Source organism: Klebsiella sp. D-Nf1 (assembly GCF_002810515.1).
In the GTDB taxonomy this organism is placed as follows: domain Bacteria; phylum Pseudomonadota; class Gammaproteobacteria; order Enterobacterales; family Enterobacteriaceae; genus Klebsiella; species Klebsiella variicola.
In genome coordinates this window covers 656,243-679,396 of the sequence record NZ_PIOK01000002.1, presented here as the reverse complement: position 1 = coordinate 679,396, position 23,154 = coordinate 656,243, and the positions used below count along the sequence as shown (strand labels likewise).

Below are 23,154 nucleotides of genomic sequence, written 5' to 3'. Positions count from 1 at the left end.
AGCCGCCATGGAGCTGAAATGCTTTCGCACCCTCTGGGGAGTCACCACCCCCTGGTCGCAAACGCTGGATGAACTGCAGCGCGTCGGCTGCTGCGGTATCGAAGCCCGCGTGCCGTTAACGGTGGCCGAGCGGCGGCAGCTCGCCGACCGCCTGCAGGCGTCGGGGCTGGAGTATATCGCCATTCTTTTCAGCGGCGGCGGAGTGCTCCCCGCCCAGCATGAAACGCCGGAGCAGCATCTGGCGCGCCTGCAGACCCGCTTCGCCGAGGCCAGCAGCCTCAACCCGCGCTTTGTCAATCTGCTGGCGGGCAACGATCGCTGGCCGCTGGCGCAGCAGGTCGATTTTCTCGGCAAGGCGCACGAGCTGGCCGCCGGGTTTGGTTTGACCTGCAGCTTTGAAACCCATCGCGCCACCTCGCTGTACAGCCCGTGGCTCACGCTGGAGATTATTCAGCAGCTCCCCCAGTTGCGCTTTACCGCCGACATCAGCCACTGGGTGGTGGTCAGCGAGCGCCTGCTGGATGACCCCTGCGATGACTTCAGCGCCTTTATCGACCGCGTGCATCACGTGCAGGCTCGGGTGGGCTACGACCAGGGGCCGCAGGTGCCGCACCCGGCGGCGCCGGAGTATCAGCCGGCGCTGGCTTTTGCCGAGCGCTTCTGGCAGCAGGTCTGGCATTCACAGCGCCAGCGCGGCTACCCGCAGACCACGCTGACCCCGGAGTTTGGCGCCGACGGCTATCTGCACCATCTGCCGTTCACCAACGTTCCGGTGGCCGACCTCTGGTCGCTCAACGCCTGGATGGCCGCGCGCCAGCAGGCCCACTTTCAGCAGTTTTTAACGCTCACTGAACAGGAGCCGCAGCCATGACCGCCGTGAAGCACGCTTTTACTGAACTCCCGACCATCGATATCCGCGATCTGGCCGGCGACGATCTCGCCAGGCGCCAGGCGGTGGCCGACGCCATCGGCCGCGCGGCGCGCGAGGTGGGCTTTTTCTACATCACCGGCCACGGCATCGACCCGGCGGTGATCGCCGGCGTCCGCGAGGCGGCGAAGCAGATCTTCGCCCTGCCGATGGAGGAGAAGATGAACTATTACATCGGCCACTCCAAAAGCCATAAGGGCTACGTTCCGGAAGGAGAAGAGATCTACGGCTCCGGCAAGCCGGACCATAAAGAGGCTTTCGATATCGGCTTCCAGGCAGCAGATGACCATCCGCTGGTGCTCGCCGGCACGCCACTGATCGGCGCCAATGAGTGGCCCGATCTGCCGGATTTCCGCGCGCGGGTGCTGGCCTACTACGACGCAGTCTTCGCCCTCGGCCACCGTCTGTTCGACGCTTTCGCCCTCGCGCTCGGCCTGCCGGAAGGGTATTTCAAACCGATGGTGACCTGCCCACCGGCCAAGCTGCGGCTGATCCATTACCCGTTCGACGCCAGCGTCGAAGATGTTCCCGGAATTGGTGCACATACCGACTATGAGTGCTTCACCCTGCTGCTCGCCGACCAGCCCGGGCTTGAAGTCCTCAATGAAGAAAGCGTGTGGATCGATGCACCTCCCGTCAAGAACGCCGCCGGAGAAGAGGCGTTCGTGATCAATATCGGCGACATGCTGGAAGTGCTCAGCGCTGGCACATTTGTTGCTACAGCCCACCGGGTGCGCAAAGTGCCGCAGGAGCGGTACTCCTTCCCGCTGTTTTTCGCCTGCGATTACCACACGCTGATCCGCCCGCTGCCGACCTTCCTCGCCGCCGGCGAAGCCGGTGAATATCAGGAGCTCAGCATCGGGGAGCATATGTGGAGCCAGGCGCTGCAAACCTATCGCTACCTGCGCGAGAAGGTCAATCGCGGTGAACTTCAGCTACCGGAGCGCGCGCGCGGCACCAATACGTTTGGCCATTTGAAAAAACAGGCACAGCAAAAAAACCCCTAACCACCCGTGAGGAACCATGATGACTAGCACCCTAAAAAAAATCTCGCGCCGTGTCGCGCTTACCCTCGCCGTCAGCGCCTGTTTTTCCCCTGTCACCCAGGCGGCGGAACTGCTGACCGAGGGCGTCTTTAAGGTGGGGATGGAAGTCACCTACCCGCCGTTTGAGTCCTATGACAGCAATAACAACATCGTCGGTCTCGACCCGGATTTTGCCGCGCTGATCGCCCAACATCTGCAGGCCAAACCGCAGCTGATCGACACCAAGTTCACCAGCCTGATCCTCGGCATCGGCAAGAAATATGATGCGGTGATCTCCGGGATGTACGTAACGCCGGAACGCCAGAAGCAGGCCGACGCCATCCCTTACGCCCTCTCCGGCGCGTCGATCATCGCCCTGAAGGGCGGCGCGGTGCAGCCGAAAACCGAAGATGAGCTGTGCGGTGTGAAGGTCGGTCTGCAGGCAGGCACTACCTGGGTGACCAGCCTGAAAAAACACTCCGATGAGTGGTGCCTGAAAAACGGCAAACCGGCCATCACCATTCAGGAGTTCCCGACGGCGCCGGAAGCCTCGCAGGCGCTGCTGTCGAAGAACATCGGCGCCCAGCTTGAGATTGCCCCGGCGGCGCAGATCATCGTCGACAAGAGCCGCGGCCGCCTGGGGATAAGCTCTACGCGCCTGGTCTACCCGCTGCCGCTGGGGATCTACGTCGCCAAAGGCAACACCGAGCTGGCGGAGGCGATTAAGGCCACCCTGGCCACGCTGAAAGCCAACGGCCAATATGCCGCGCTGATCAAGAAATACAACTTAGAAAGCATCGATTAAAACAATAAGCACTGCGCAACAGGAGTCGGTATGGCGTTCGATTGGGGATACTTTTTTTCATTGTTTAGCATTGGAGCATTCTGGCAGGCGTGCGTGACCGTGATCGTGGTCAGCACCTTGTCCTGGGGGATCGGCCTGGTGGTCGGTTTTCTGTTAGCCTGCGCGAAGCTCTCCGCGCCGCGCTGGGTCAAGATCCCCGTCGAACTCTATATCTGGTTTTTTCGCAGCGTGCCGCTGATGGTGCTGCTGGTGTTTGTCTACAACCTGCCGCAGCTGTTTCCGGTGACCCAGCCGCTGCTCGGGGTGCCGTTTATCGCCGGGCTGGTGTCGATGACCGTCACCGAAGCGGCCTATATGGCGGAGATCCACCGCGGCGGACTGCTGTCGGTGGCCAAGGGGCAGAGCGAGGCGGGCCATGCGCTGAGCTTCAGCTTTATCGGCATCCAGCGGCTGATTGTTATTCCTCAGGCGTTTCGCATCTCGCTGCCGACGCTGATCAATGAATACATCACCATCATTAAGCTGAGCTCGATTCTGTCGGTGGTCTCCTTACCCGAGCTGCTGCTCACCGGCCAGCGCTTGTATGCGCAGAATTTTCTCGTGATGGAGACCCTGCTGGCGGTGGCGGTGTACTACGTGATGGTGGTTACCGTCTTCACCTGGCTGTTCCGGGCGCTGGAAAATCGTCTCGATATTCAGCGTAAGCGTCCGCAAACCCTCAGCGAGGCGGAATGCCAGGCACTGCGCCAGAGCCTTCCGGCGCTGACCGAAGAGATCAAAACCCCGGCCGTCAACGGCGCGCCGCCAGCGCTCGATCTGCGGGGCATCCGCAAATCCTGGGGTCAGCATGAGGTGCTGAAAGGCATCGATCTGCAGGTGGAGAACGGGGAGGTGATCAGCATCATCGGCCCGTCCGGCTCCGGCAAAACCACCCTGATCCGCACCATCAACGCCCTCGAAAGCATTGATGGCGGGGAGATCATTCTCTACGGCGAAGACTATCTGAAAGGCGGAGCCATCGTTGATAAGCGCCAGATGCGCGCCGGGGTGCGGCGCATCGGCATGGTCTTCCAGAGCTTCAACCTGTTCCCCCACCGTACGGTGCTCGACAACGTGATGCTGGCCCCGCGCTATCACCAGCTGCTGGACCAGCCGGTCGCCAGAGAACAGGCCCTAGTGCTGCTCGACCGCGTCGGCCTGCTGGCCCATGCCCACAAATACCCCTGGCAGCTCTCCGGCGGCCAGCAGCAGCGCGTGGCGATCGCCCGGGCGCTGGCGCTGAAGCCGGACATTATGCTGTTTGACGAGCCGACCTCGGCGCTGGATCCGGAGCTGGTGGGCGAAGTACTGAAGGTCATTCAGTCGCTGGCCCGCGAAGGCATGACCATGCTGATTGTCACTCACGAGATGGACTTCGCCCTGTCGATTTCCGACCGCGTAGTGCTGATGGAGAACGGCGTGGTACAGGCCGATATCGCCCCGCAGGTGATCCGTAGCCCGCTGGAGGCCCCTTCTCTGCAACGAATCCGTGAATTTATGGGAGTACGCTAAATGGCAACTGAGCAACACCTGCGCCAGCAGCTGGCCGCCGCCTACCGGCTGGCGGCGCTGTTCGGCTGGGAGGATACCCTCTACACCCACTTCTCCGTGCGCCTGCCCGGCGATGGCGAGCCGCGTTTTTTAATTAACCCCTTCGGCATGATGTTTGACGAAGTCACCGCCAGCAACCTGATCGTGGTGGATATGCAGGGCAAGGTCGTAGAGGGCGACGCGCCAGCTAACTCGGCGGGCTTTACCATCCACAGCGCGGTGCATATGGCCCGGGAAGACGCCCACTGTGTGATCCACACCCATACGCTGCCGGGAATGGCGGTGGCCGCCTGCGAGGACGGCCTGCTGCAGCTCAACCAGATCAGCACCGAATTTTACCAGCGCGTCGGCTACCATCCCTATGAAGGGGTGGCCTTTGACCTCGACGAACGGGCGCGCATCCAGCGCTCGCTGGGGAATAATATCGCCATGATCCTGCAGAGCCACGGCCTGCTGTCGGTGGGCCGCACCGTGGCTGACGCCTTTTACATCATGTACTACCTGAACCGCGCCTGCGAGATCCAGATGGCCACCGCCCAGCTGGCGGCTCTCAGCCCGATCCACACCATCGCTCCGCACCTCAGCCAACACGCCTGCGAACAGCTGATGGGCGTGGAGCATGAACGTCAACAGGTCTGGCAGGCGTGGCTGCGCCGTCTTGACCGTCTCGATACCTCTTACAAAGACTAACGCCTATGTCTGATATCACTATCGTTGTGGATTGTAACGACGCGGATTTCGCCCGCGATATTTGCGCCGCCCTGCAGCAGTTTCCCGACGTCACGGCGCTTCTGCCCCATCACCAGGCGGCGCGTGACGCCCAGTACGCCAGTTGCTGGTTCCCGGACCCGCAGCTGCTGAGCCGCTCGCCGGGGCTGAAGCTGATCCAGGCCGCGTCAGCCGGGGTCGATCATCTGCCGCCCGCGCTGTTCGCCAGCGAGATCCCGCTGTGCCGGGTGATCGATGAAGATTTTCGCCACGGCATGTTCGAATATGCCCTGTGGAGCGTCCTGTGGTTTCAGCGCCATTTCGACCGGGCGCTGGCCCACCAGCGAACCCAAACCTGGAAGCTCTATCCCCAGCGCGCCGCCGCCGACTTCCATATCGGCATTATGGGTCTGGGCGAAATTGGCGGCTATATCGCTGACCAGCTGGCCCGCCTCGGCTATCGGGTCTCCGGCTGGTCGCGCAGTGAAAAGCAGCTGGCTGGCGTCACCTGCTATCGAGGCGAGGAGGCGCTCGGCAACTTCCTTGGGTCGCTTGACGGGCTGATTAACCTCCTGCCGCTCACCGCGCAGACCCGCGGTATCCTCGCCGCGCCGCTGTTCAACCAGCTACCCGCCGGGGCGGTGTTGATCAACTGCGGCCGCGGGGAGCATATGGTCAATGAAGATGTGCTGGCGGCGCTGGAGAGCGGCCAGCTCGCCGGGGCGGTGCTCGACGTCTTCCCGCAGGAGCCATTGCCGGCGGACGATCCGCTGTGGCGCCATCCGCAGGTGGTCATCACCCCGCATATGGCCTCTGCGGCCCCTGCCGAGGTGATCGCCCGCCAGCTGCTGGAGAACATTCAGCGCCAGCGCCGTGGACTGCCGCTGAAAAACCTGGTCAATAAGCACGCCGGTTACTGATCCCCAACCATACCGCCGCTGCTACGCTTAATGGGAGATCCACAACCAGAAGGCAGGAACATGAAGATTGATTTAGCGGGGAAAGTCGCACTGGTCACCGCCTCCACGGCGGGGATTGGCTTCGCCATTGCCAAAGGCCTGGCGGAGAGCGGCGCAGAGGTCATCATTAACGGGCGCAGCGAGCAAAGCGTGAACGCCGCGATCGCTCGTCTGCAAAATGAGGTGCCGGGCACGAAGGCGCGCCCCGCCATCGCCGACCTCAGCGACGCCGACGGCGCAGCGCAGCTGCTGCGGGCGGTGACCGGCGTCGATATTCTGGTCAATAACGCTGGGATCTATGGCCCGCAGGATTTCTACGCCACCGACGACGCGACCTGGGACAACTACTGGCAGACCAACGTCATGTCCGGCGTACGCCTGTCGCGGGGGCTGCTCCCGGCGATGGTCAGTAAAGGCTGGGGGCGGCTGGTGTTTATCTCCTCAGAATCGGCGCGCAATATCCCGGCGGACATGATCCATTATGGCGTGACCAAGACCGCGCAGCTGTCGCTGGCCCGCGGCCTGGCGAAATATGTCGCCGGCAGCGGAGTGACCGTTAACAGCATACTGCCAGGGCCGACGATTTCCGACGGCTTTGCCGAGATGCTGAAAGACGACGTGGCGAAAACCGGCCAGTCGCTGGAGGAACTGGCGAAAGCGTTTGTCATGACCCATCGTCCGAGCTCGGTGATCCAGCGGGCGGCCTCGGTGGAAGAGGTCGCCAATATGGTGGTCTACATCTGCTCGCCACAGGCGTCGGCCACCTCCGGCGCCGCGCTGCGCGTCGACGGCGGCGTGGTGGATGATATTCTCTGAATCGCAGGGGAGACCCTCTCCCCTCTTAGCTCAGCGGTTAACCGCGAATTTTCCACTTCCGTTTGAGAACCTCTTTGTCCTGGCTATCCAGCCACTGGTTCACTTTCTCCAGCAGCGCCGGGTTATCCTTATTCATCATATACACCTTGTCGCTGGCGGTGCCGGCAAACGGCGTTTCGTTAGCAACGCAGAACACGCCGGGCTCTTTGCTCTGGTAGTAGTCGCCTTCGATCAGATCAGTCACCATCATATCGGCCGTTTTCTGCCGCAGCGCCTCCAGGTTGTCGACGTTGTTCTGCACGCGAATGATCTGCGCCTGCTTAATATGCTCATCGACAAAGCTCTGGTTTGTGCCGCCAGGGTTGACGACCACCTTCACCTCCGGGCGGTCAATCTTCTCCAGCGAGCCGAGCCGCGGGGCGGCCTGGCAGTTGGCTAAGGCGATTTTACCGTTCGCCACTACCGGGTGACTGAGGGCGAAGGCTTGCGCCCGCGCCGGGGTCTGCGTCACGCCGCCCATTGCAATATCAAACTTGTCCGCCTGCAGATCGGCGGCGAGCGCGGGCCAGCTGGTGTAGACGAAGCTCACCTTCAGCCCCAGCGTGCGCCCGAGATCGCGGGCCATGTCCACGTCATAGCCCTGCAGCTCGCCGGCGGTATTGCGAAACGCCAGCGGGGCATAATCGCCCGGCACGCCCACCTTCAGCTCACCGCTGTGCTCGATGGTTTGCATATCGCGCGCCTGGGCGCCGCAGGTCATTATCGCCAGCGTCAGCGCCAGCCCCACCGTCAGTTTCATCTCGCCATCCTTATCATTATCGGTTTTTCGCGCCGGGGTGATCGGCCGCTTATCAGTCAACACCATCCGCAGCATGTGCCAGGGCATTCATCCTATTTTTAATCATCGTGACATACAACCCGGCAGCGCGGTTGCCGATCGCAAATCTGGCGATAAAAAACAGCCCCCCTCCGGTGAATGATCTCTCATCCGCCGGGCGTAGCCTTACGTGAACGATCGTATTTTCCACCATGAAGCGGGTTCGAACACCTGGTAAAAAAGAGCAATAGGCTATTTCTAATCTATTGAATTAAAATAGCAATTTATTTTATCGAGAGATATTTAGCATTCAACTCGCGTTAATAACCGTCTTATTTACGTCGCAATTCCCCCACGCTACTATCCCGACAAAAGCAGCCCATAAATAACAAGCCAGTTTATTTCCAGGCATTAATAAATTTGTCAGTCAGATGAATTAATAAAAAACATACCTGGCGTAAATAATTCTCACCAAATAACGGCCCTGGCGCCGGCTTTACGGGCACTAGAGAAGGAAAGAAAATGAAAATAATCACGCTGTGTCTGGCGACGGTCTTTGCCGGACTGGCCGCCAGCTCAGTACTCGCGGCAGAGGGCAAGCTGAATTTCATCGGCAAGGTCGTGAACGCCTCCTGCAAGCTCGAAGGGGTGAGCGACAGCGGGGTCATCGACGTCAGTATGGGCGCTATTCCGCTGTCGAGACTGAAAAACAGCCAGTCTGGCACCGGGCCGGCGGTCGGCATCGACATTCGCGTTAAAGATTGTGAGAAAGGCACTTACTACATTGTGGTTGACGGCCCCTCGCCTGCCGGCACGCCTGAAAACCGCGTGCTGGCGCTCGACGGCAGCGGCAAGACGGCCAGCAAGGTGGGCATTCTGCTCACCGACCGCACGGGCACCCCGCTCAGTCTCGATGAACGCCTTGATCCGCAACATGATCCCCGCATAGAGATCCCGGTGGACGGCGGCTCCGGAACCTTCAGGCTGAAAGCCTTCTATTACACCTGGGATAAAGCCCACGTGGATCCCGGCGACGGCAACGCAACGGCCCGATTTACCATTATGCAGGAATAGCTTCCCGGTCAGGGATGAGACGTCAAGGGAGTCTTCATGAAAACACAGCTGGCGGTTCTGCTCTGCGCCGTGACCTTTCAGACCTGCGCCGGGATCACCATTAATGCCACGCGGGTGGTCTATTCCGGGAAAGAAAAGGTCGCCAGCCTGAACATTCACAATCGCAGCAGCACGCCTTATAAAGTGCAGATCTGGCTGGACGCCGGACTCAATACCTCGCGCGTCGGCCTGCCGATAGTGGCGACGCCGCCGCAGGTCTATTTATCGCCGCAACAATCCGCCCAGCTGCGCTTTATCTATTTCGGCGGCGGGCTGCCCGGCGATCGGGAAAGCGTGTACTGGGTCAATATCCAGGAGACGCCTCCCGCAGCCGTCGGCACGCATACGCTGCAATTTGTCGTCCGTACCCGCCTGAAGCTCTTTTATCGTCCGCCCGCCATCACCACCACCCTCGCCAGAGAGGTGCAAAAGCTGCAGTGGCAGCAGAGCGGGAATAACCTGCGTTTTACCAACTCAGGCCCACTGCATATCACCCTGGTCAACGGGACGCTGATCGATAATAAAGGCCACCTCTCGCCGATGAGAAACGTGATGCTCCGCCCGTACAGCAGCCATACCGTGATGACCACCGACAGCACTCGCCTGTACCAGCTGAACTATATCGACGACTACGGCGCGGTGGTGCCCATCCCCCTGCAGAATGCCCATGCGCCAGCGTCAGGTTAGTTATACTCCAGGGCGAAGGTCACCATGCTGTTGGCCGTGCCCGCCCCCACCGTGGCGTCAGTCTGCACATACTGGGCGTTAAAATTGATCGCCTCGGCGGTACCGGCGTTCGTGCCGGTCACCCTTTTCAGGATCGGCAAGTTGCTGGCCTCATTGATCTTAACGCTGGTGCCATCAGAGACCGCCGCGCCGGGGTTATTGCCGTAGGTCAGCTTCACGCCGACGCCGCTGGCGCTGTTGCTGGCCTTGCTCAGGGCCAGGGTATCGCTCTCCACGCTGACGCCGAAAAAGCCGATGCGCACGTCGGTCGGCGACGGGCAGAACACCGGAATCGAAAAGCGCTTCGCCTGGCCGCCGGTGCTCCCTTTACCGTGAAATTCCGCCCGGTTTACCGTGCCCAGAGTGACCTGGATCGTCGACGTCGCTACCTGACAGCTGCCGCTGCTGCCGATGTCCACGTTCAGGGCAGCCATATCGAGACTGACCGGCGCGCTGGCGACATAGCCGGCGCTCCCGCTGGCCTGCTGCTCAATGGTCATCTCCCCGACCAGCGGCAGCGACGGTGAGTTGGTGTGCGTCCCGTCCGCCAGCTGCACCGTCCCGGTTTTATAGAAGGTCACCGCGATCCTGACCGTGGTTTGCTGCTGCGTCATCAGCGCCGGGAGCATTGCACTGTCGCACACCACCACCGACTCGCCGCCCGCGGAGTGGCTACCGTCGATAGCGCGCATCGGGCCGCCCGCGCACTGAAAGCTGAGCGAGTAACCGATGCCGTCGATGGCGCTGGGGTAGACGTGCTGTCCGTTAATTACCACCGGCGCGCCGCCGGTTTTCAGTTGCTTATAGACGATGCGTTTGGCGCTCGCCGTCGGCAGCTGCAGGTCGCAGGAAAAGGGGATCCCGCTGCCGTTATCCGCCATCGCGCTGGTCATCTGGGTATTGACCGGCAGCGTGGGTAAATATTTGATATTGGGAATATTGACCGTGGTCTGGCCGATATTCGCGCGGCAGGTTTCAGCCCGCACGCCGGGGAGGTAACCACTCAGCGCCAGCAGAAAGAGAACAGGAAGTAGACGAAAAACAGATTTCATAGCCGCCTCAGCGTGTCTTGCACAGCCCGGAGACGGTTTTCACCGTATTCAGACTCTGCTGTGGGTTATCCGGAAGTTGAAAATGCAGCGTGCAGCTCTGCGACTGGTTGTTAACGACCCAGCTCACCGCCAGGGTCCCCTCCTGCGGCACGCCGCTGAGGTACACCTGCCCACCGTCGGCCACCATGCCGCCCGGCGCGTTGCTGCCCTCCTCCGTCGTGACCAGCCGCGCGCTGGCGCCAAACGGCAACGGCCCCTGGGCATTGCGCAGGGTAAACAGCACCCGGTTGCCAATGTGGGTCCGGTAGTTGGCCATCACCACCGCGCCGCCGCCGGGGATCACGGTCTGCCCCTCCTGATCGACGTCGGTATCGTCGGCCATCGACTCTGTGTCGAGGGTAATGACATTTTTTCGATAGGCGGTCAGGGATGGCACCACGGCATAGCCGCGCCAGTCGGTGTGCACATTGTTGCCGTTTTGTACCGCCACCCCAGCGGCCCCCGGCGCGCGGACGATGGCGAAGCTCTCGCCCACCGTCTGGCCGAAGGTGACGCCGTGCGGATGCGCGACCACCGAGCCGGCGCCTCCCCAGGTCAGCTGGTTGCTGGCGGCGTCATGACGATAGCCGAGCTGGGCGTTGCCGAAGCCGCCGTGGTAATCCAGCGCGACGCTGCTGTTGCTGCCTCGCCCCTGGTTGCCATAGCCCTGCTGGACCGAATAGAACAGATTTGGCCGCGTCGGCACCGCGCCATACAGCGAGACCTGCTGCGAGGTATAGCCATTGCTGTCCGAGGTGGTGTTATAGCTTACCGCGCTGTCGGACAGCGGGCCGCCCAGCGGGATGTTGATATTAAATGACCAGGAACGGTCATTTTTTTCCTGATTGCTGGCGCGGGTGTAGTAATAGCCCACGCCCCAGGAGATCCCCTTCCAGGCGCTGTAGAACCCGAGGTGTACCGTCTCATCCCGGCTCTGCCGGTGCCAGTAATCCTGCGACCAGGCGGAGATCGCCAGACTGCCGAGGCCGCCAAGGCTTTGTGTCACCGACAGCTCTTCCCGGCGACGCCGGTTGTCCACCTGCCCCTGCGCGCTTTCCAGCGCGCTGGCTTCGGCAAAATCGTAATAGCCGCTGGAGGAGTAGCGGTAGCTGGCGAGGCTGAATGAGGTCCCCGAGCTGACAAAATCTTTCTGATACTGGGCGCGCAGCGAATGGCCCGCGTAGCGCTTGCCCGACGGTGTGCGGGTGACGGCCTGGGTCACGTCGCCTCCCAGCGACCCGAACTCGCCGAAGCCACGACCCAGGCCCAGCGCCCAGGACTGATAGTCCTGCGCCAGTTGCGTACCGCCGTAGAGGGTAAATCCCGCCGACAGACCGTAGAACAGGGTTCCCTGGAGGAATTCCGGCGAGCGGACGGTATCCGCCCCCGAATGGTAGCGCCCGGCGCTAAGGCTGAATTTGCCGCGCCCTTCGCGCAGCATAAAAGGAACTGCGGAATAGGGCTGAGTAAAGGTGCGCACCGAACCATTGCTCTCGGTCACCTTCACCTCCAGATCGCCGCTCTGCGAGGTGGGGTAAAGATCGCTGATGGCAAATGCCCCCGGCGACACGAAGGTTTCGTAGATCACATACCCGTGCTGAGAGACGGTCACTTTGGCATTGCTGTGCGCCACGCCGCGGATGGTGGGGGCAAAGCCGCGCTGGCTGTCCGGAAGCATCTCATCGTCAGACATCAGCTGGACGCCGCGAAAGGGGATGCTGTCAAACACATCGCCGGTGGTGTAGGTATCGCCGATCCGCAGCAAGCTCTTCAGCGAGCGGACGTCGCGCTGCAGCCAGGTGCTCTGGGTATCCCAGTGCCGGCGCTGCTGGTCGTACTGCATTGAGGAGACGTTGCGCAGCCGCCAGGCGCCCAGGTTCACGCCGCTGCGTAAATTGAGGTAGTTTGAGCGGCTGCTCTCCCCGTCATCGGCGTTCTTTATTTGCGCGCCGGAAAAATAGTAATCGACAAACGCGGCCGGCACGCCATCGTCCCAGCGCGAGGGATCGACATAGCCGCGGCTTTGCACGTTCATCGCCGCCTGGGGAATACTCAGCGTCAGGCGCTGGTTAGCAAAGGTGAACCGACTGCTGGCATCGGGAATAAACTTCTCGATCCGGGTGAAGGTTTCTCCTTCATGCAGCGTTTGAAAGGCGGGAAAGGCGCTGACGTTGACCCCATAATCCGCCAGCTGAGCGGGCGTCAGCACCGGCTGCAGCTTCCCGCCATCGTCAACAAACGTAATATCAGCCTGACCCAGCTCCTGATCGTTAACCACCACGGTGACAGAGTAAGTGCCCGGCTGCTGCCCGCCGGGTTTGGCGAAGTAGTGCAGGTCGGAGGTTTGCTGCTGCGGGTCGGCAAACTCCAGCGCCGCCGGGTCAAAATAGTCGTCGGCCAGCGCCCGGTTCAGCGGGCTGAGACAAAACATCATCGTCGGCACTGTCGCCAGCGCCAGCGCCCGTCCTGCGGTCACTGGCATTGCGGCATACTCCCGCACCTTCGCTGTTGTTGTTCTTTTCATGCTGGCGCCGTCCGGTCATGTCATCACAAAAGGGAATTACTGCTGGGCGAAATCGCTGACGCCACCGTAGTCGTTAATCGCCCGCCATTTGACGGCGCCGTGCCCGCTCACCGGCCACGTTTTCTGGCCGAACGGAGCCACCATGCCTGGCTCATCGATGCTCTGCCCGCCCACCGCGACGGAGTAAAAAGAGACAAAATAGGGAGTGGGGTTTGCCACCGTCAGATGACCGCCGGACTGGGTAAACTTCAGTTGCTGCCAGGCTTTTGCCGGGTCGCCTGCCAGACCGTTGGGGCGATAGAAAATTTTGAATTTCGACTTAATATTGACCTGCAGCTTATTCACCTCGCCCTGCGGCGTCGGAGAAATACTTTTGACGTTCAGCCAAAACACCGACTCACGATCGCCGGGCAGCGAGGCGCCAATAAAGTTAATACGCAGAACGTTATTCTGCTCCGGATCGAGACGGAACAGCGGTGGGGTCACAATAAAGGGCACCTTGCTCTTGTCATTTTCCGCGTAATTTTCCACCCACGACTGCACCAGATAGGGTGTGTGAGTATCGGCATTGGTGACTGAAATAGCGGCTTCACGCTTCCCTTCCTGATAAATCACACGGGTTCCCCCCATGACAATACCGGCCTGCGCTGCCGTGGAGCACAGCAGAAAAGCCGCAACGGCAATTATTTTCTTCATCATTAATAACCATCAGGTAAAGGTTGAACAGACAATAAAATAAAGCTGTGAATAACAGAGCCAGTAACCATTGAGATAATTAGCAGGAACAACAATACCGTCACGAATATATATCGCGACTGCTTCGCCATTAATATTTCAACAGACTGCTATGGATCCAGACGCAATGGACTGGCTCTGAATAACGCGCAATATGCTTAGTTATAAATCATATTGAAATTAGCCGTACCGTTGGCATCGCCCGCCGCCACGGCCCCGGTAGAGACATAGTCGGCGTAAAACTCGAGGTCAGCAGAGCCGGTGCCGGCAGTGGCGCCCGCGACGACCGGGTGATCTTTGGACACTTTGCCGAGGCTAACCGCCGTGTTCTGGTCGTCTTCATACAGCTTGATCGCCACGCCGGTGGCGCCGCCATTGGTGGCCAGCAGAGTGGTATCAGACTGATCGCGCGCGCCGTCAAACAGCACCGCAACCTTGGCCACGCTTGCCGGGCAATCTTTGACTTTGATATGGAAGGGAGTTTTGGTGGTTTCGGAGCCGGTGCCGGTAAAATAGCTGCTGGCCCATTTGCCCAGATCCACGGTCTGGCCGGTTGAACCGCTGTCGACGTTGCAGGAGCTGTCGGTAATAGAGCCGTTAAAAATTACCTGCCCACCGGTACCCTGAGTGCCTGCGCTGGCGCCTGGGTTAACGGTCATTGTCGATCTTGCCGGTTGCGTATTGCCTGAAATTGCCGCGCCAGAAACCAGCGCGCCCATGAGAATTGCCATAATACGAAGTTGGGTTTTCATTATTTATCTCATCGTTAACGAATATATCGCACAGTCATCGGCAATAGCGCATGGCTATCGCGAAGCTGCTCATTAGTTCCTCCCTGTAAATGTTCATTGCGTTCCTTCCGCAGGATAGTAGGCACACGCCCTCTCACTCTGTTTTATTTCGACAAAGTGTCGCTAATAATAAAAAACAGAAGACAAAGAGTTATTTTGGTGTGCGAAATAAATATATTACCGGTCCCACCAAAAGGCAACCCAACGCAATGTTGCGGATAAGTTAAGGATTATCGGCGTCATAGAATTTATTTTTGAAATGCCTTTTCAATGTTAATTTACATATCTATACAAACGGTAATTAAACACGTTCAAACAACAACAGATCAAAGCCATTAACAAATTTAAAAGTAATCGCCCAAAAAGTCGTCTTGTTTTATCGTGCTTCCGATCGGTAGTAGAGGAAAATTAGGAATTTTCCTGGTATTAATATTCATCATTTCTACATAAATGAAGCCCAAGTGTCCGCCTCACTGCGCATAATTTCTTGTTGTGGAACCGTTTTTATTTTCAAGTGAAAGATGTTACATCAGCAGTGTGAATGTGTTGGTCATGCCGCTCAATAAAGTCGACTAAATAGCAGGGTTATTTTGCAGTTAAAAAAAATCCGCAACCCGGACGGATTGCGGATAGAGGATGGGTCAGACGCGCGGGAATGCCTCAGAACAGGCCCAGTGGCGCGGTGCCGTAGCTCACCAACAGGTTTTTGGTTTGCTGGTAAGCATCCAGCGCCATCTTATGTGTTTCCCGGCCAACGCCGGACTGTTTATAGCCGCCGAACGCCGCATGGGCCGGGTAGATATGATAGCAGTTGGTCCATACGCGACCGGCTTTAATCCCGCGGCCCATGCGATAGGCAAGGTTGGTATCCCGCGTCCAAACCCCGGCGCCAAGGCCAAACTGGGTCTCATTGGCGATGGTCAGCGCTTCCGCTTCGTCCTTAAAGGTGGTCACCCCGATCACCGGCCCAAAGATCTCCTCCTGGAAGCTGCGCATATCATTGCGGCCTTTAATCAGCGTAGGCTGAATATAAAAACCGTTATCCAGCGCCGGGGCGATGACCGCCCGCTCGCCGCCGGTCAGGATTTGCCCGCCCTCTTCGCGGGCAATCTGAATATAGGAGAGGATCTTATCGAACTGTTGGCGGGAAGCCTGCGCGCCGATCATGGTGTCGGTATCTAACGGATCGCCACGGCGGATCTGCGCCACTTTATCCATCACCAGCGCCATAAAGGGTTCATAGATGGATTCATGGATCAGCGCCCGCGACGGGCAGGTACAGACCTCACCCTGGTTGAAGAAGCCAAGCACCAGCCCCTCCACCGCCTTTTCAATAAACTCTTCTTCGCCGTCCATCACGTCGGCAAAGTAGATGTTGGGCGATTTTCCTCCCAGCTCGACAGTGCACGGGATAATATTCTCCGCCGCACAGGCGAGAATATGCCGGCCGACCGGCGTGGAGCCAGTAAACGCCAGCTTGGCGATACGCTTGCTGGTGGCCAGCGCCTCGCCCGCCTCTTTGCCGAATCCCTGTACCACGTTAAGCACCCCGGCCGGGAACAGATCGCCGATCAGCTCCAGCAGCAGGGTAATGCTCAGCGGCGTCTGTTCAGCCGGCTTGAGCACCACGCAGTTACCCGCCGCCAGGGCCGGGGCCAGCTTCCACGCGGCCATCAGCAGCGGGAAGTTCCACGGGATAATCTGTCCAACCACCCCCAGCGGTTCATGGAAATGATAGGCCACCGTCGTTTCGTCAATCTCGGCGGTGCTCCCCTCCTGGGCGCGCAGGCAGCCGGCGAAGTAGCGGAAATGGTCCACCGCCAGCGGCAGGTCGGCATTCAGGGTTTCGCGGATCGGTTTCCCGTTGTCCCAGCTCTCCGCGACGGCCAGATACTCAAGGTGCTGTTCAATACGATCGGCGACCTGTAGCAGCAGCCTGGAGCGCTGCTGCACTGATGTTTTACCCCACGCCGGCGCCGCACGGTGAGCGGCATCGAGGGCGAACTCAATGTCTTTGGCGTCCGAGCGGGGAAACTGCGCAATGTTGCTGCCGTCGACCGGGGAGGTATTCATAAAGAATTCACCGCTCAGCGGCTCGACAAATTTACCGTCAATGAAGTTGCCGTAAGCGGATTTAAATGAAACCAGGGCGCCGGGCTGGCCAGGGTGTGCATAACGCATCGCAAATCTCCTTCTGTAGGGTTGAGACGCAGCGGCATATTGATTATTTAAACTTGCCGCCGAACGCTTCTCACTTTGCAGGGGTTATGCCAGTTTTTTATTGCCAATAATTTATATTATTTATTAATGGGTTAGGATTATTGATTTACCAGACGGGCAGGCGCTGTCGCACAGATGTCCACTTATGTGTCGCAAATCGCAACACCAAATAAACCAAATAGCTACAATATTGCAACACAGCAACATCGACCCTGAGGTGCCCTGTGCCAGGCAATCCCTATCTTCTCGCACCAGAGGTTAACGCTAACCCCCTGCTCAGCGATTCGTGGTCTCGCTGCCAGCGCTATGGTCTGGATCCCGCTACCGAGGATTTTCCCCGTCTGCGCGCCGGGGAACTGGCGGACCGGCTCGCCAGCCACCGCAGCCTGCAGCAGCTGGCGCAGCCGATGGTGGAGGCGCTGTCGCGCCAGGTGGCGGACCTGCAGTCGGTGGTGATCCTCTCCGACCCCAGCGGCCTGGTGTTGCACACCGTCGGCGATACCCAGGCGATGCTGAAGGCTCAGCGCGTCGCGCTGGCCCCCGGTAACCTGTGGAGCGAAAGCGGGCGCGGGACCAATGCCATTGGCACCGCGCTGGTCATTGACGACGGCTGCGAAATCGATGGCCGCCAGCACTTTCTCACCCGCAACCAGAATCTGTACTGTGCAGCGATGCCGCTCCAGCGGCCGGACGGAAGCATTGCCGGCGTGCTGGATATTTCCGGCCCGGCGGATTTTCCCCACCAGCACACCTTCGGCTGGGTGAAGGCGGCGGCAAAGCAGATTGAATATCTGTGGGTGAAACAGAGCCTGCATCCGGAGCAGTGGCTGATGAGCCTGCACCGGCAGGTGGACAAGCTCGACAGCGTCGAGGAGCTGCTGCTGGTCTTTTCTGACAACGTCCTCACCGCCGGCAACCGACTGGCGATGCGCGAGTTCGGCCTGAGCGCGGCGCAGTTTGGTCAGCTCACCTTTGCGTCGCTTTTTCCGACGCTGGCGCAAAGGGCGGTCAGCGTCCCGCTGCCGCTGACCACCCCGCAGGGCCGCTATCACTATCGCCTGCGGGAGCCCACCCGCCGCCGGGTGGCGGTAAGCGCCCCGCCGGTCATGCATCTCCCTTTCACCAGCCCGCGCGAAGGCGAAAAGCTGCTGCGGCTGCTCAACGCCGGCATTGCGCTATGCATTGAGGGGGAAACCGGCAGCGGCAAGGAGTATGTCAGCCGCACGCTGCATCAGCACAGCCGCTGGCGCAGCGGCAAATTTGTCGCCATCAACTGCGCGGCCATCCCGGAATCGCTGATCGAATCCGAGCTCTTCGGCTACCAGCCGGGGGCATTTACCGGCGCCAGCAAAAACGGCTATATCGGTAAAATCCGCGAGGCTGAGGGCGGGGTACTGTTTCTCGATGAGATCGGCGATATGCCGCTGGCGCTGCAGACGCGGCTCCTGCGGGTGTTGCAGGAAAAAGAGGTGGCCCCGCTGGGCGCCAGCCGCAGCGTGCCGGTGAATTTCGCCTTGATCTGCGCCACCCACCGCAATCTGACGCAACGGGTCAGCGTCGGCGAATTCCGTGAAGATCTGCTGTGGCGCCTGCGGGAGTATGCCCTGGCGCTGCCCCCGCTGCGCGAGTGGCCGGCGCTGGAAACCTTTATCGCCACGCTGTGGCGCGACCTGGGCGGTGTTTCACGCCGGGTGACGCTGTCAGGCGCGCTGCTGAGCCACCTCAGCCAGCTGCCGTGGCCGGGAAACGTGCGCCAGCTGCAGAGCGTCCTGAAGGTGATGCTGGCTCTGGCCGATGAGGGCGACACGCTGACGCCCGACGCACTGCCGGAGGCGTATCGCACCGCGCCTGCGCCGCTGCCGCGCGGGGGATTGCAGGCCCATGACGAGCAGTTGATTGTCGATACCCTGGCCAGCGTCAACGGCAACGTCAGCCGGGCGGCACAGATGCTGGGTATCGCCCGCAGCACGCTGTACCGCCGCGCCGCCCGTGCCGGACGGCCTCGTCGCTGAGGCTACGGCGTAAAGCGCGCCGGCAGCCAGGAGAACATCCGCCGGCTGACGGCCTCGCACAGCAACACCAGCCGTGGGCCGACCGCCTGCCAGACCCGCTTCGCCACGATGACCCCGCCGATGGAGACCAGGGCCGCGCCCACCATATCCAGCGGAAAATGTACCCCAAGATAGATGCGCGACCAGGCCACCGGCAGCGCAGCCAGCAGCACCAGCAGGCCAAGCGCCCGCAGGCGCAGCGACAGCAGCGCAAACGCGGCGCTGAACATCACCGTACCGTGATCGCTGGGGAAGCTATTATCCGCCGGATGGCTTATCCAGGTATGACCGAGGGGGATCATAAACGGCCGCGGATGGAACCAGAGCGTCCCGCACACCATCCCCAGCCCGAGGGAAATGACCACGGCCAGGGTCATAAACAGCGCCTGGCGGTGCCCCTCGCGACCACCGAGAAACCACAGACCGAGCGCGATCGCCGGCATAATAAACACGATGCCGCTGGCACAAATACGCGCCAGCGACAGCAGACTCTCCGCGGCGCCAGGCTGCGCGTTAAGCGCGAAAAAAACAGATTGATTCAGGGTTTCCAGGGCGTTCATAGCGATAGCTCTCAGTCGTCATCTTTCTGTCATTATCGCCCGGACGCCTTAAGATACCCTTAACCGCTGGACGGTGTGCTTTTAGCAAGGCGCAGTCCTTCCCGCAGAGCATCGATCGCCACCCGCGTTTTTTGCGGCAACCACGGCCCCTCCGGCCACACCGCGTGGATGGCGAAACGCGCACAGGCACTGGATGCCAGAACCTGCTGTAGCGCCCCATCGGCAAGCCCCTTGGCCACCAGCCAGTCCGGTAGCCAGGCGATGCCCATCCCCTGCTGCACCGCCGCCGCGATGGCGGCAAAATCATCCTGTACCAGCCCCGTCTCCGGACTGAAGCGCACTTCACCCTGCTGCGGGTCGTACAGTTGCCATTTTTGCAGTTGGCCGTTGTGCAGATAGCCGAGGGTGCGGTGCTCGCTCAGCCCGGCGATGGTCTGCGGCGGCGGCTGGCGTCGCAGGTAATCCGCCGCCGCGCACAGCACCATGCCATGCTCCCCCAGCGCCCGCGCCCGTAGCGACCCGGTATCGGCCAGGTTTCCGATACGCACCGCAAGATCAACCCCCTCCTCCAGCAGATTGACCTGCCGGTCGCTGTAGTGGAGCTCGAGCTTCAGTAACGGATAGCGCTGGCTCAGGCGGAACAGCAGCGGCGCCACGCAGCGCTGACCAAACAGCACCGGTAACGAAATCCGCAGCCGCCCCTGCACCTCACCCTTCCCGCGCTGGAGCGCCTCTTCGGCCTCGTGGATACGCGCCAGCGCTTCCCGGCACTGGTGGTAGAATTGCTCCCCCTCTTCCGTCAGCAGTTGCCGACGGGTGGTGCGCTGGAATAACGCCACGCCGAGGCGCGCTTCCAGCCGGGCAATGGTTTTACCCACCGCCGAACGCGTCACGTGGAGGATCGTCGCCGCGCTGGCAAAGTTACCGCTCTCGACCACGGTGACAAACACCGGGATCGCGTTCAGATCGTCGCGCACAGATTGGTTCCTTATGGGATACAATAGAGGAAAATAATGTCACTCCAGAGAGAAAAAAGACAGTGTTAGTCTCTGCCTCCATCCTTCACTTGAGGCATCCCTTATGGCAAACGTTCTGGTGTTAAAATCCAGCATTAATGGCGAAACATCCTTGACCAATCAGCTGATTAACGAATTTCTCGCGGCGCGCCAGGCGGCGGGACACCGCGATCGGCTCACGGAACACGATCTCAGCGCCATGGCGCTGCCAACGCTGGATCACCCCCTGTTCGCCGCCCTGCGCGGGGCGGTGGATCCGCAGCCGGCCATCCGCGCGGCGGTTGCGCTCTCCGACCAGCTTATCGCCGAGTTAAAAGCCAGCGACCTGCTGGTGATCGGCGCGCCGATGTATAACCTCAACGTCCCGACCGATCTGAAGAAATGGTTCGACCTCGTGGCGCGGGCGCGGGAAACCTTTCGCTACACCGACAGCTGGCCGCAAGGGCTGGTCGAGGGCGTTCGGGCGGTGGTCGTCAGCAGCCGCGGCGGTATTCACCAGGGAGAGACCACCGATGCCATCACGCCTTATCTGCGCGCGGTACTGGGGCTGATGGGGATCGGCGAAGTGGAATTTATCTATGCCGAAGGGCTGGATAATCGTCCGCATGGTCGCGACGCAGGGATCGCCAGCGCCCGGGCGCAGATTGCCCAGCTCGCCGTTCCGGCCTGAGTCACGGATAACCTGAGTCACGGATAAATAGTGCTGGCGCAGGCGATGTTTTTATTTTAGAGTTATCTAAATTTAGAGAAAGCTAAAATACATGACCACACCTGAAGACCTGCAGGCCCGCGCCGGAGAAGCCGCCGCGCTGATGAAAGCCATGAGCAATCCTCACCGATTGCTGATCCTGTGCATGCTGTGCGATGCGCCGCGCGCCAGCGCCGGTGAACTGGCCCGCGCCACCGGCCTGAGTCCTTCCGCCACCTCGCAGCACCTCGCGCGGATGCGTGACGAGGGGCTGATCGACAGCGAGCGCGATGCCCAGCGTATCCACTATTTCATCACCCACCCTGCGGTACAGCAGGTGATCAACACGCTGAAAACGCTCTATTGCCCGTGAGGATCCTATGACTATCGCCACCTTAACCCCTGCCGAAGCCCGGGCGCTGATTGCCCAGGGTGCCAGACTGATTGATATCCGTGATGCGGATGAATACGCGCGCGAACATATTCCCGATGCCGAGCTGGTGCCGCTCGCCAGCCTGACCAACGGTGCGACCCTCAATGCCCGGGCCGGTGAGACGGTCATTTTTCACTGCCAGGCGGGTTCCCGGACGCAGAATAACGCGATTCATCTGGCCGCCGCCGCCGCGCCGGCGCAGGCAAGCCTGCTGGCCGGGGGGATTCAGGGCTGGAGGGCCGCGGGGTTCCCGGTTGAGGAGGATAAATCCCAGCCGCTGCCGCTGATGCGCCAGGTACAAATTGCCGCTGGCGTCCTGATTTTACTCGGTGTACTGCTGGGCTATACCGTGAGCAGCGGCTTCTTTCTGCTCAGCGGCGCGGTCGGCGCCGGGCTCACGTTTGCCGGGGTGACCGGCTTTTGCGGCATGGCGCGCCTGCTGGCGATCATGCCCTGGAACCGGCGTCAGGAGGGTTAAAACGCACTCCAGATAAGCCAGGCAATGCCGCCGAAGAGCAGCCATTTAACGATGTAATAGACCGTCTTATTCCATTTTTTCAGCCGCTTGCCGACAATGCGGATCTGGTAGATATAGCGAAACGCCCGGTTAATCCCGCCAATGCGATCGCCGGTATCGTTGGGCGCCGAGGCGGCGCTCATCAGATGACGTCCCAGCCAGTGGTTAACCTGTTGCGCCCAGCGGTAGCGCATCGGCCGTTCAATATCACAGAACAGAATCAGCCGATTCTCACCGCTGGTATTTTCCGCATAGTGAATATAGGTCTCATCAAACAGCACCCCTTCCCCATCGCGCCAGCTGTAGCGCTGGCCATCCACCTCAATAAAGCAGCGGTCATCGTTCGGCGTCGCCAGGCCGAGATGAAAGCGCAGCGAACCCGCGTAGGGATCGCGGTGGCGCGGCAGACGGCTGCCGTCCGGCAGGGTGGCGAACATGGCCGCTTTCACCGATGGGATATCGCGCAGCAGCGCGGTGGTGTATGGACAGAGTTGGCTGGCGGAGGGATGGGCATCCTCATACCATTTCAGATAAAAGCGTTTCCAGCCGGTTTTAAAAAATGAGTTAAATCCGGCATCGTTATATTTATCGGCCGCTTTAATCTGCTCCAGTTGCTGCAGGTGGATCCCTTCGTCGCGAATAACTTGCCAGTTCTGCTGCAATATCGCCAGCTCGGGAAACATCTCCGGGCGCAGATATGGCGTATTCGGCACGCGGGAAAATAAATACATAAATCCATTCAGCGGAGCAGTAAATGTTGAATGATCGGAGAGCTGTCGCCAGAAACGATAGCGCACCCGCCCGCGGTAATGGACGTACAGCACAGCAATAACAATAATTAATAGAATGATATACTTCATAATGTCTTTCCTGACCAACTCGGTGGTAACCCTACCTTCGCCGTCCCCCTTGTCAGCAGCGGTTTGGCGCCAGCAAAACATTAACAACACTAATACATATACCACCAAATTGTTTTAACAAAAAACAACACAGCCGGTGTTCAGTGGCCAGCCGTTGAGCTATGGTTGAGGTTCATCCAGG

20 protein-coding genes and 2 pseudogenes are annotated in these 23,154 nt (G+C 60.1%); 13 read left to right on the top strand and 9 right to left on the bottom strand.

Annotation, left to right across the window (positions count from 1 at the left end; translation table 11 throughout):
* Positions 1-7 precede the first annotated feature (7 nt).
* Genes CWM54_RS13315 through CWM54_RS13285 form a run of 7 tightly spaced genes read left to right on the top strand, consistent with a single transcriptional unit; the run spans position 8 to position 6,831 of the window.
* The gene (locus CWM54_RS13315) at positions 8-871 is read left to right on the top strand and encodes a sugar phosphate isomerase/epimerase family protein (protein ID WP_100680855.1); all 864 of its coding nucleotides are present in this window, start codon (positions 8-10) and stop codon (positions 869-871) included.
* Positions 868-1,935, top strand: coding sequence for an isopenicillin N synthase family dioxygenase (locus CWM54_RS13310; protein WP_100680854.1), 1,068 nt, complete (start codon positions 868-870; stop codon positions 1,933-1,935). Before CWM54_RS13315 ends, CWM54_RS13310 begins: the two co-directional genes overlap by 4 nt.
* Before the next feature lie 19 nt (positions 1,936-1,954).
* Entirely contained in the window at positions 1,955-2,758 is an 804-nt protein-coding gene (locus tag CWM54_RS13305) for an ABC transporter substrate-binding protein (RefSeq protein ID WP_016161662.1), read from the top strand.
* Positions 2,759-2,788: 30 nt separating this feature from the next.
* Positions 2,789-4,309 carry an amino acid ABC transporter permease/ATP-binding protein gene (locus tag CWM54_RS13300; protein ID WP_074387812.1) on the top strand — a complete coding sequence of 507 codons (1,521 nt, stop codon included), beginning with the start codon at positions 2,789-2,791 and terminating at the stop codon, positions 4,307-4,309.
* On the top strand, positions 4,310-5,038 hold the full coding sequence (locus CWM54_RS13295; RefSeq protein ID WP_004899997.1) for a class II aldolase/adducin family protein: 729 nt from the start codon (positions 4,310-4,312) through the stop codon (positions 5,036-5,038). It abuts the gene before it with no gap.
* Between the two features lie 5 nt (positions 5,039-5,043).
* Positions 5,044-5,976: a 2-hydroxyacid dehydrogenase gene (locus tag CWM54_RS13290; RefSeq protein ID WP_061153609.1), complete on the top strand. Its 933-nt coding sequence runs from the start codon at positions 5,044-5,046 to the stop codon at positions 5,974-5,976.
* 60 nt (positions 5,977-6,036) lie between these two features.
* Positions 6,037-6,831 (top strand): SDR family NAD(P)-dependent oxidoreductase, encoded by a 795-nt coding sequence (locus CWM54_RS13285; protein ID WP_100697411.1) that lies wholly within the window; start codon positions 6,037-6,039, stop codon positions 6,829-6,831.
* A 37-nt stretch (positions 6,832-6,868) separates the two neighbouring features.
* Here CWM54_RS13285 and CWM54_RS13280 read toward each other — a convergent pair.
* Positions 6,869-7,721 (bottom strand): annotated as a pseudogene (locus CWM54_RS13280) (transporter substrate-binding domain-containing protein).
* Positions 7,722-8,170: 449 nt separating this feature from the next.
* Between CWM54_RS13280 and CWM54_RS13270 the strand changes: the two are divergent.
* Positions 8,171-8,722, top strand: a complete 552-nt coding sequence (locus CWM54_RS13270; protein WP_061153605.1) for a fimbrial protein — start codon at positions 8,171-8,173, stop codon at positions 8,720-8,722.
* Between the two features lie 36 nt (positions 8,723-8,758).
* Entirely contained in the window at positions 8,759-9,448 is a 690-nt protein-coding gene (locus CWM54_RS13265) for a molecular chaperone (RefSeq protein WP_100697409.1), read from the top strand.
* Here CWM54_RS13265 and CWM54_RS13260 read toward each other — a convergent pair.
* The 5 genes from CWM54_RS13260 to CWM54_RS13240 all read right to left on the bottom strand — a co-directional run bounded on the left by CWM54_RS13260 (position 9,445) and on the right by CWM54_RS13240 (position 16,809).
* Positions 9,445-10,539: a fimbrial protein gene (locus CWM54_RS13260; RefSeq protein ID WP_100697407.1), complete on the bottom strand. Its 1,095-nt coding sequence runs from the start codon at positions 10,537-10,539 to the stop codon at positions 9,445-9,447. The two genes, CWM54_RS13265 and CWM54_RS13260, sit on opposite strands and share 4 nt — an antisense overlap.
* A 7-nt stretch (positions 10,540-10,546) precedes the next feature.
* Entirely contained in the window at positions 10,547-13,060 is a 2,514-nt protein-coding gene (locus tag CWM54_RS13255) for a fimbria/pilus outer membrane usher protein (protein ID WP_100697405.1), read from the bottom strand.
* A gap of 78 nt (positions 13,061-13,138) precedes the next feature.
* Positions 13,139-13,801: a molecular chaperone gene (locus CWM54_RS13250; protein ID WP_008806121.1), complete on the bottom strand. Its 663-nt coding sequence runs from the start codon at positions 13,799-13,801 to the stop codon at positions 13,139-13,141.
* Between the two features lie 194 nt (positions 13,802-13,995).
* Positions 13,996-14,589 carry a fimbrial protein gene (locus CWM54_RS13245; RefSeq protein WP_008806122.1) on the bottom strand — a complete coding sequence of 198 codons (594 nt, stop codon included), beginning with the start codon at positions 14,587-14,589 and terminating at the stop codon, positions 13,996-13,998.
* Positions 14,590-15,288: 699 nt separating this feature from the next.
* Positions 15,289-16,809, bottom strand: a complete 1,521-nt coding sequence (locus CWM54_RS13240; RefSeq protein WP_100697403.1) for an aldehyde dehydrogenase family protein — start codon at positions 16,807-16,809, stop codon at positions 15,289-15,291.
* Positions 16,810-17,072: 263 nt separating this feature from the next.
* Between CWM54_RS13240 and CWM54_RS13235 the strand changes: the two genes are divergently transcribed.
* Positions 17,073-18,860, top strand: a complete 1,788-nt coding sequence (locus CWM54_RS13235; RefSeq protein WP_100680846.1) for a sigma-54-dependent Fis family transcriptional regulator — start codon at positions 17,073-17,075, stop codon at positions 18,858-18,860.
* Between the two features lie 2 nt (positions 18,861-18,862).
* Here CWM54_RS13235 and CWM54_RS13230 read toward each other — a convergent pair whose 3' ends face one another.
* Together CWM54_RS13230 and CWM54_RS13225 are read right to left on the bottom strand one after the other, a co-directional pair.
* A complete protein-coding gene (locus CWM54_RS13230; RefSeq protein ID WP_100697401.1) occupies positions 18,863-19,459 on the bottom strand; it encodes an undecaprenyl-diphosphatase in 597 nt (198 codons plus the stop codon).
* Positions 19,460-19,518: 59 nt separating this feature from the next.
* Positions 19,519-20,436: a LysR family transcriptional regulator gene (locus CWM54_RS13225; RefSeq protein WP_100680844.1), complete on the bottom strand. Its 918-nt coding sequence runs from the start codon at positions 20,434-20,436 to the stop codon at positions 19,519-19,521.
* A 103-nt stretch (positions 20,437-20,539) separates the two neighbouring features.
* On the opposite strand from CWM54_RS13225, the gene CWM54_RS13220 reads away from it, so the two are divergent.
* From CWM54_RS13220 to CWM54_RS13210, 3 genes and pseudogenes are all read left to right on the top strand, one after another.
* Positions 20,540-21,145, top strand: coding sequence for an FMN-dependent NADH-azoreductase (locus tag CWM54_RS13220; RefSeq protein ID WP_100680843.1), 606 nt, complete (start codon positions 20,540-20,542; stop codon positions 21,143-21,145).
* A gap of 91 nt (positions 21,146-21,236) precedes the next feature.
* A complete protein-coding gene (locus CWM54_RS13215; RefSeq protein WP_002914277.1) occupies positions 21,237-21,536 on the top strand; it encodes an ArsR/SmtB family transcription factor in 300 nt (99 codons plus the stop codon).
* A 7-nt stretch (positions 21,537-21,543) separates the two neighbouring features.
* A pseudogene (locus tag CWM54_RS13210) lies at positions 21,544-22,090 on the top strand (rhodanese family protein).
* Here CWM54_RS13210 and lpxO read toward each other — a convergent pair.
* Positions 22,071-22,973 carry a lipid A hydroxylase LpxO gene (gene lpxO / locus CWM54_RS13205; RefSeq protein WP_074387797.1) on the bottom strand — a complete coding sequence of 301 codons (903 nt, stop codon included), beginning with the start codon at positions 22,971-22,973 and terminating at the stop codon, positions 22,071-22,073. The pseudogene CWM54_RS13210 and the gene lpxO sit on opposite strands and share 20 nt — an antisense overlap.
* Positions 22,974-23,154 lie beyond the last annotated feature (181 nt).

What these genes read in the sequence shown, in the direction of transcription:
- CWM54_RS13315 (WP_100680855.1), top strand. Translation starts at nt 8, where the DNA reads ATGGAGCTGAAATGCTTTCGCACCCTCTGGGGAGTCACCACCCCCTGG.
- CWM54_RS13310 (WP_100680854.1), top strand. Translation starts at nt 868, where the DNA reads ATGACCGCCGTGAAGCACGCTTTTACTGAACTCCCGACCATCGATATC.
- CWM54_RS13305 (WP_016161662.1), top strand. Translation starts at nt 1,955, where the DNA reads ATGACTAGCACCCTAAAAAAAATCTCGCGCCGTGTCGCGCTTACCCTC.
- CWM54_RS13300 (WP_074387812.1), top strand. Translation starts at nt 2,789, where the DNA reads ATGGCGTTCGATTGGGGATACTTTTTTTCATTGTTTAGCATTGGAGCA.
- CWM54_RS13295 (WP_004899997.1), top strand. Translation starts at nt 4,310, where the DNA reads ATGGCAACTGAGCAACACCTGCGCCAGCAGCTGGCCGCCGCCTACCGG.
- CWM54_RS13290 (WP_061153609.1), top strand. Translation starts at nt 5,044, where the DNA reads ATGTCTGATATCACTATCGTTGTGGATTGTAACGACGCGGATTTCGCC.
- CWM54_RS13285 (WP_100697411.1), top strand. Translation starts at nt 6,037, where the DNA reads ATGAAGATTGATTTAGCGGGGAAAGTCGCACTGGTCACCGCCTCCACG.
- CWM54_RS13270 (WP_061153605.1), top strand. Translation starts at nt 8,171, where the DNA reads ATGAAAATAATCACGCTGTGTCTGGCGACGGTCTTTGCCGGACTGGCC.
- CWM54_RS13265 (WP_100697409.1), top strand. Translation starts at nt 8,759, where the DNA reads ATGAAAACACAGCTGGCGGTTCTGCTCTGCGCCGTGACCTTTCAGACC.
- CWM54_RS13260 (WP_100697407.1), bottom strand. Translation starts at nt 10,539, where the DNA reads ATGAAATCTGTTTTTCGTCTACTTCCTGTTCTCTTTCTGCTGGCGCTG.
- CWM54_RS13255 (WP_100697405.1), bottom strand. Translation starts at nt 13,060, where the DNA reads ATGCCAGTGACCGCAGGACGGGCGCTGGCGCTGGCGACAGTGCCGACG.
- CWM54_RS13250 (WP_008806121.1), bottom strand. Translation starts at nt 13,801, where the DNA reads ATGATGAAGAAAATAATTGCCGTTGCGGCTTTTCTGCTGTGCTCCACG.
- CWM54_RS13245 (WP_008806122.1), bottom strand. Translation starts at nt 14,589, where the DNA reads ATGAAAACCCAACTTCGTATTATGGCAATTCTCATGGGCGCGCTGGTT.
- CWM54_RS13240 (WP_100697403.1), bottom strand. Translation starts at nt 16,809, where the DNA reads ATGCGTTATGCACACCCTGGCCAGCCCGGCGCCCTGGTTTCATTTAAA.
- CWM54_RS13230 (WP_100697401.1), bottom strand. Translation starts at nt 19,459, where the DNA reads ATGAACGCCCTGGAAACCCTGAATCAATCTGTTTTTTTCGCGCTTAAC.
- CWM54_RS13220 (WP_100680843.1), top strand. Translation starts at nt 20,540, where the DNA reads ATGGCAAACGTTCTGGTGTTAAAATCCAGCATTAATGGCGAAACATCC.
- CWM54_RS13215 (WP_002914277.1), top strand. Translation starts at nt 21,237, where the DNA reads ATGACCACACCTGAAGACCTGCAGGCCCGCGCCGGAGAAGCCGCCGCG.
- lpxO (WP_074387797.1), bottom strand. Translation starts at nt 22,973, where the DNA reads ATGAAGTATATCATTCTATTAATTATTGTTATTGCTGTGCTGTACGTC.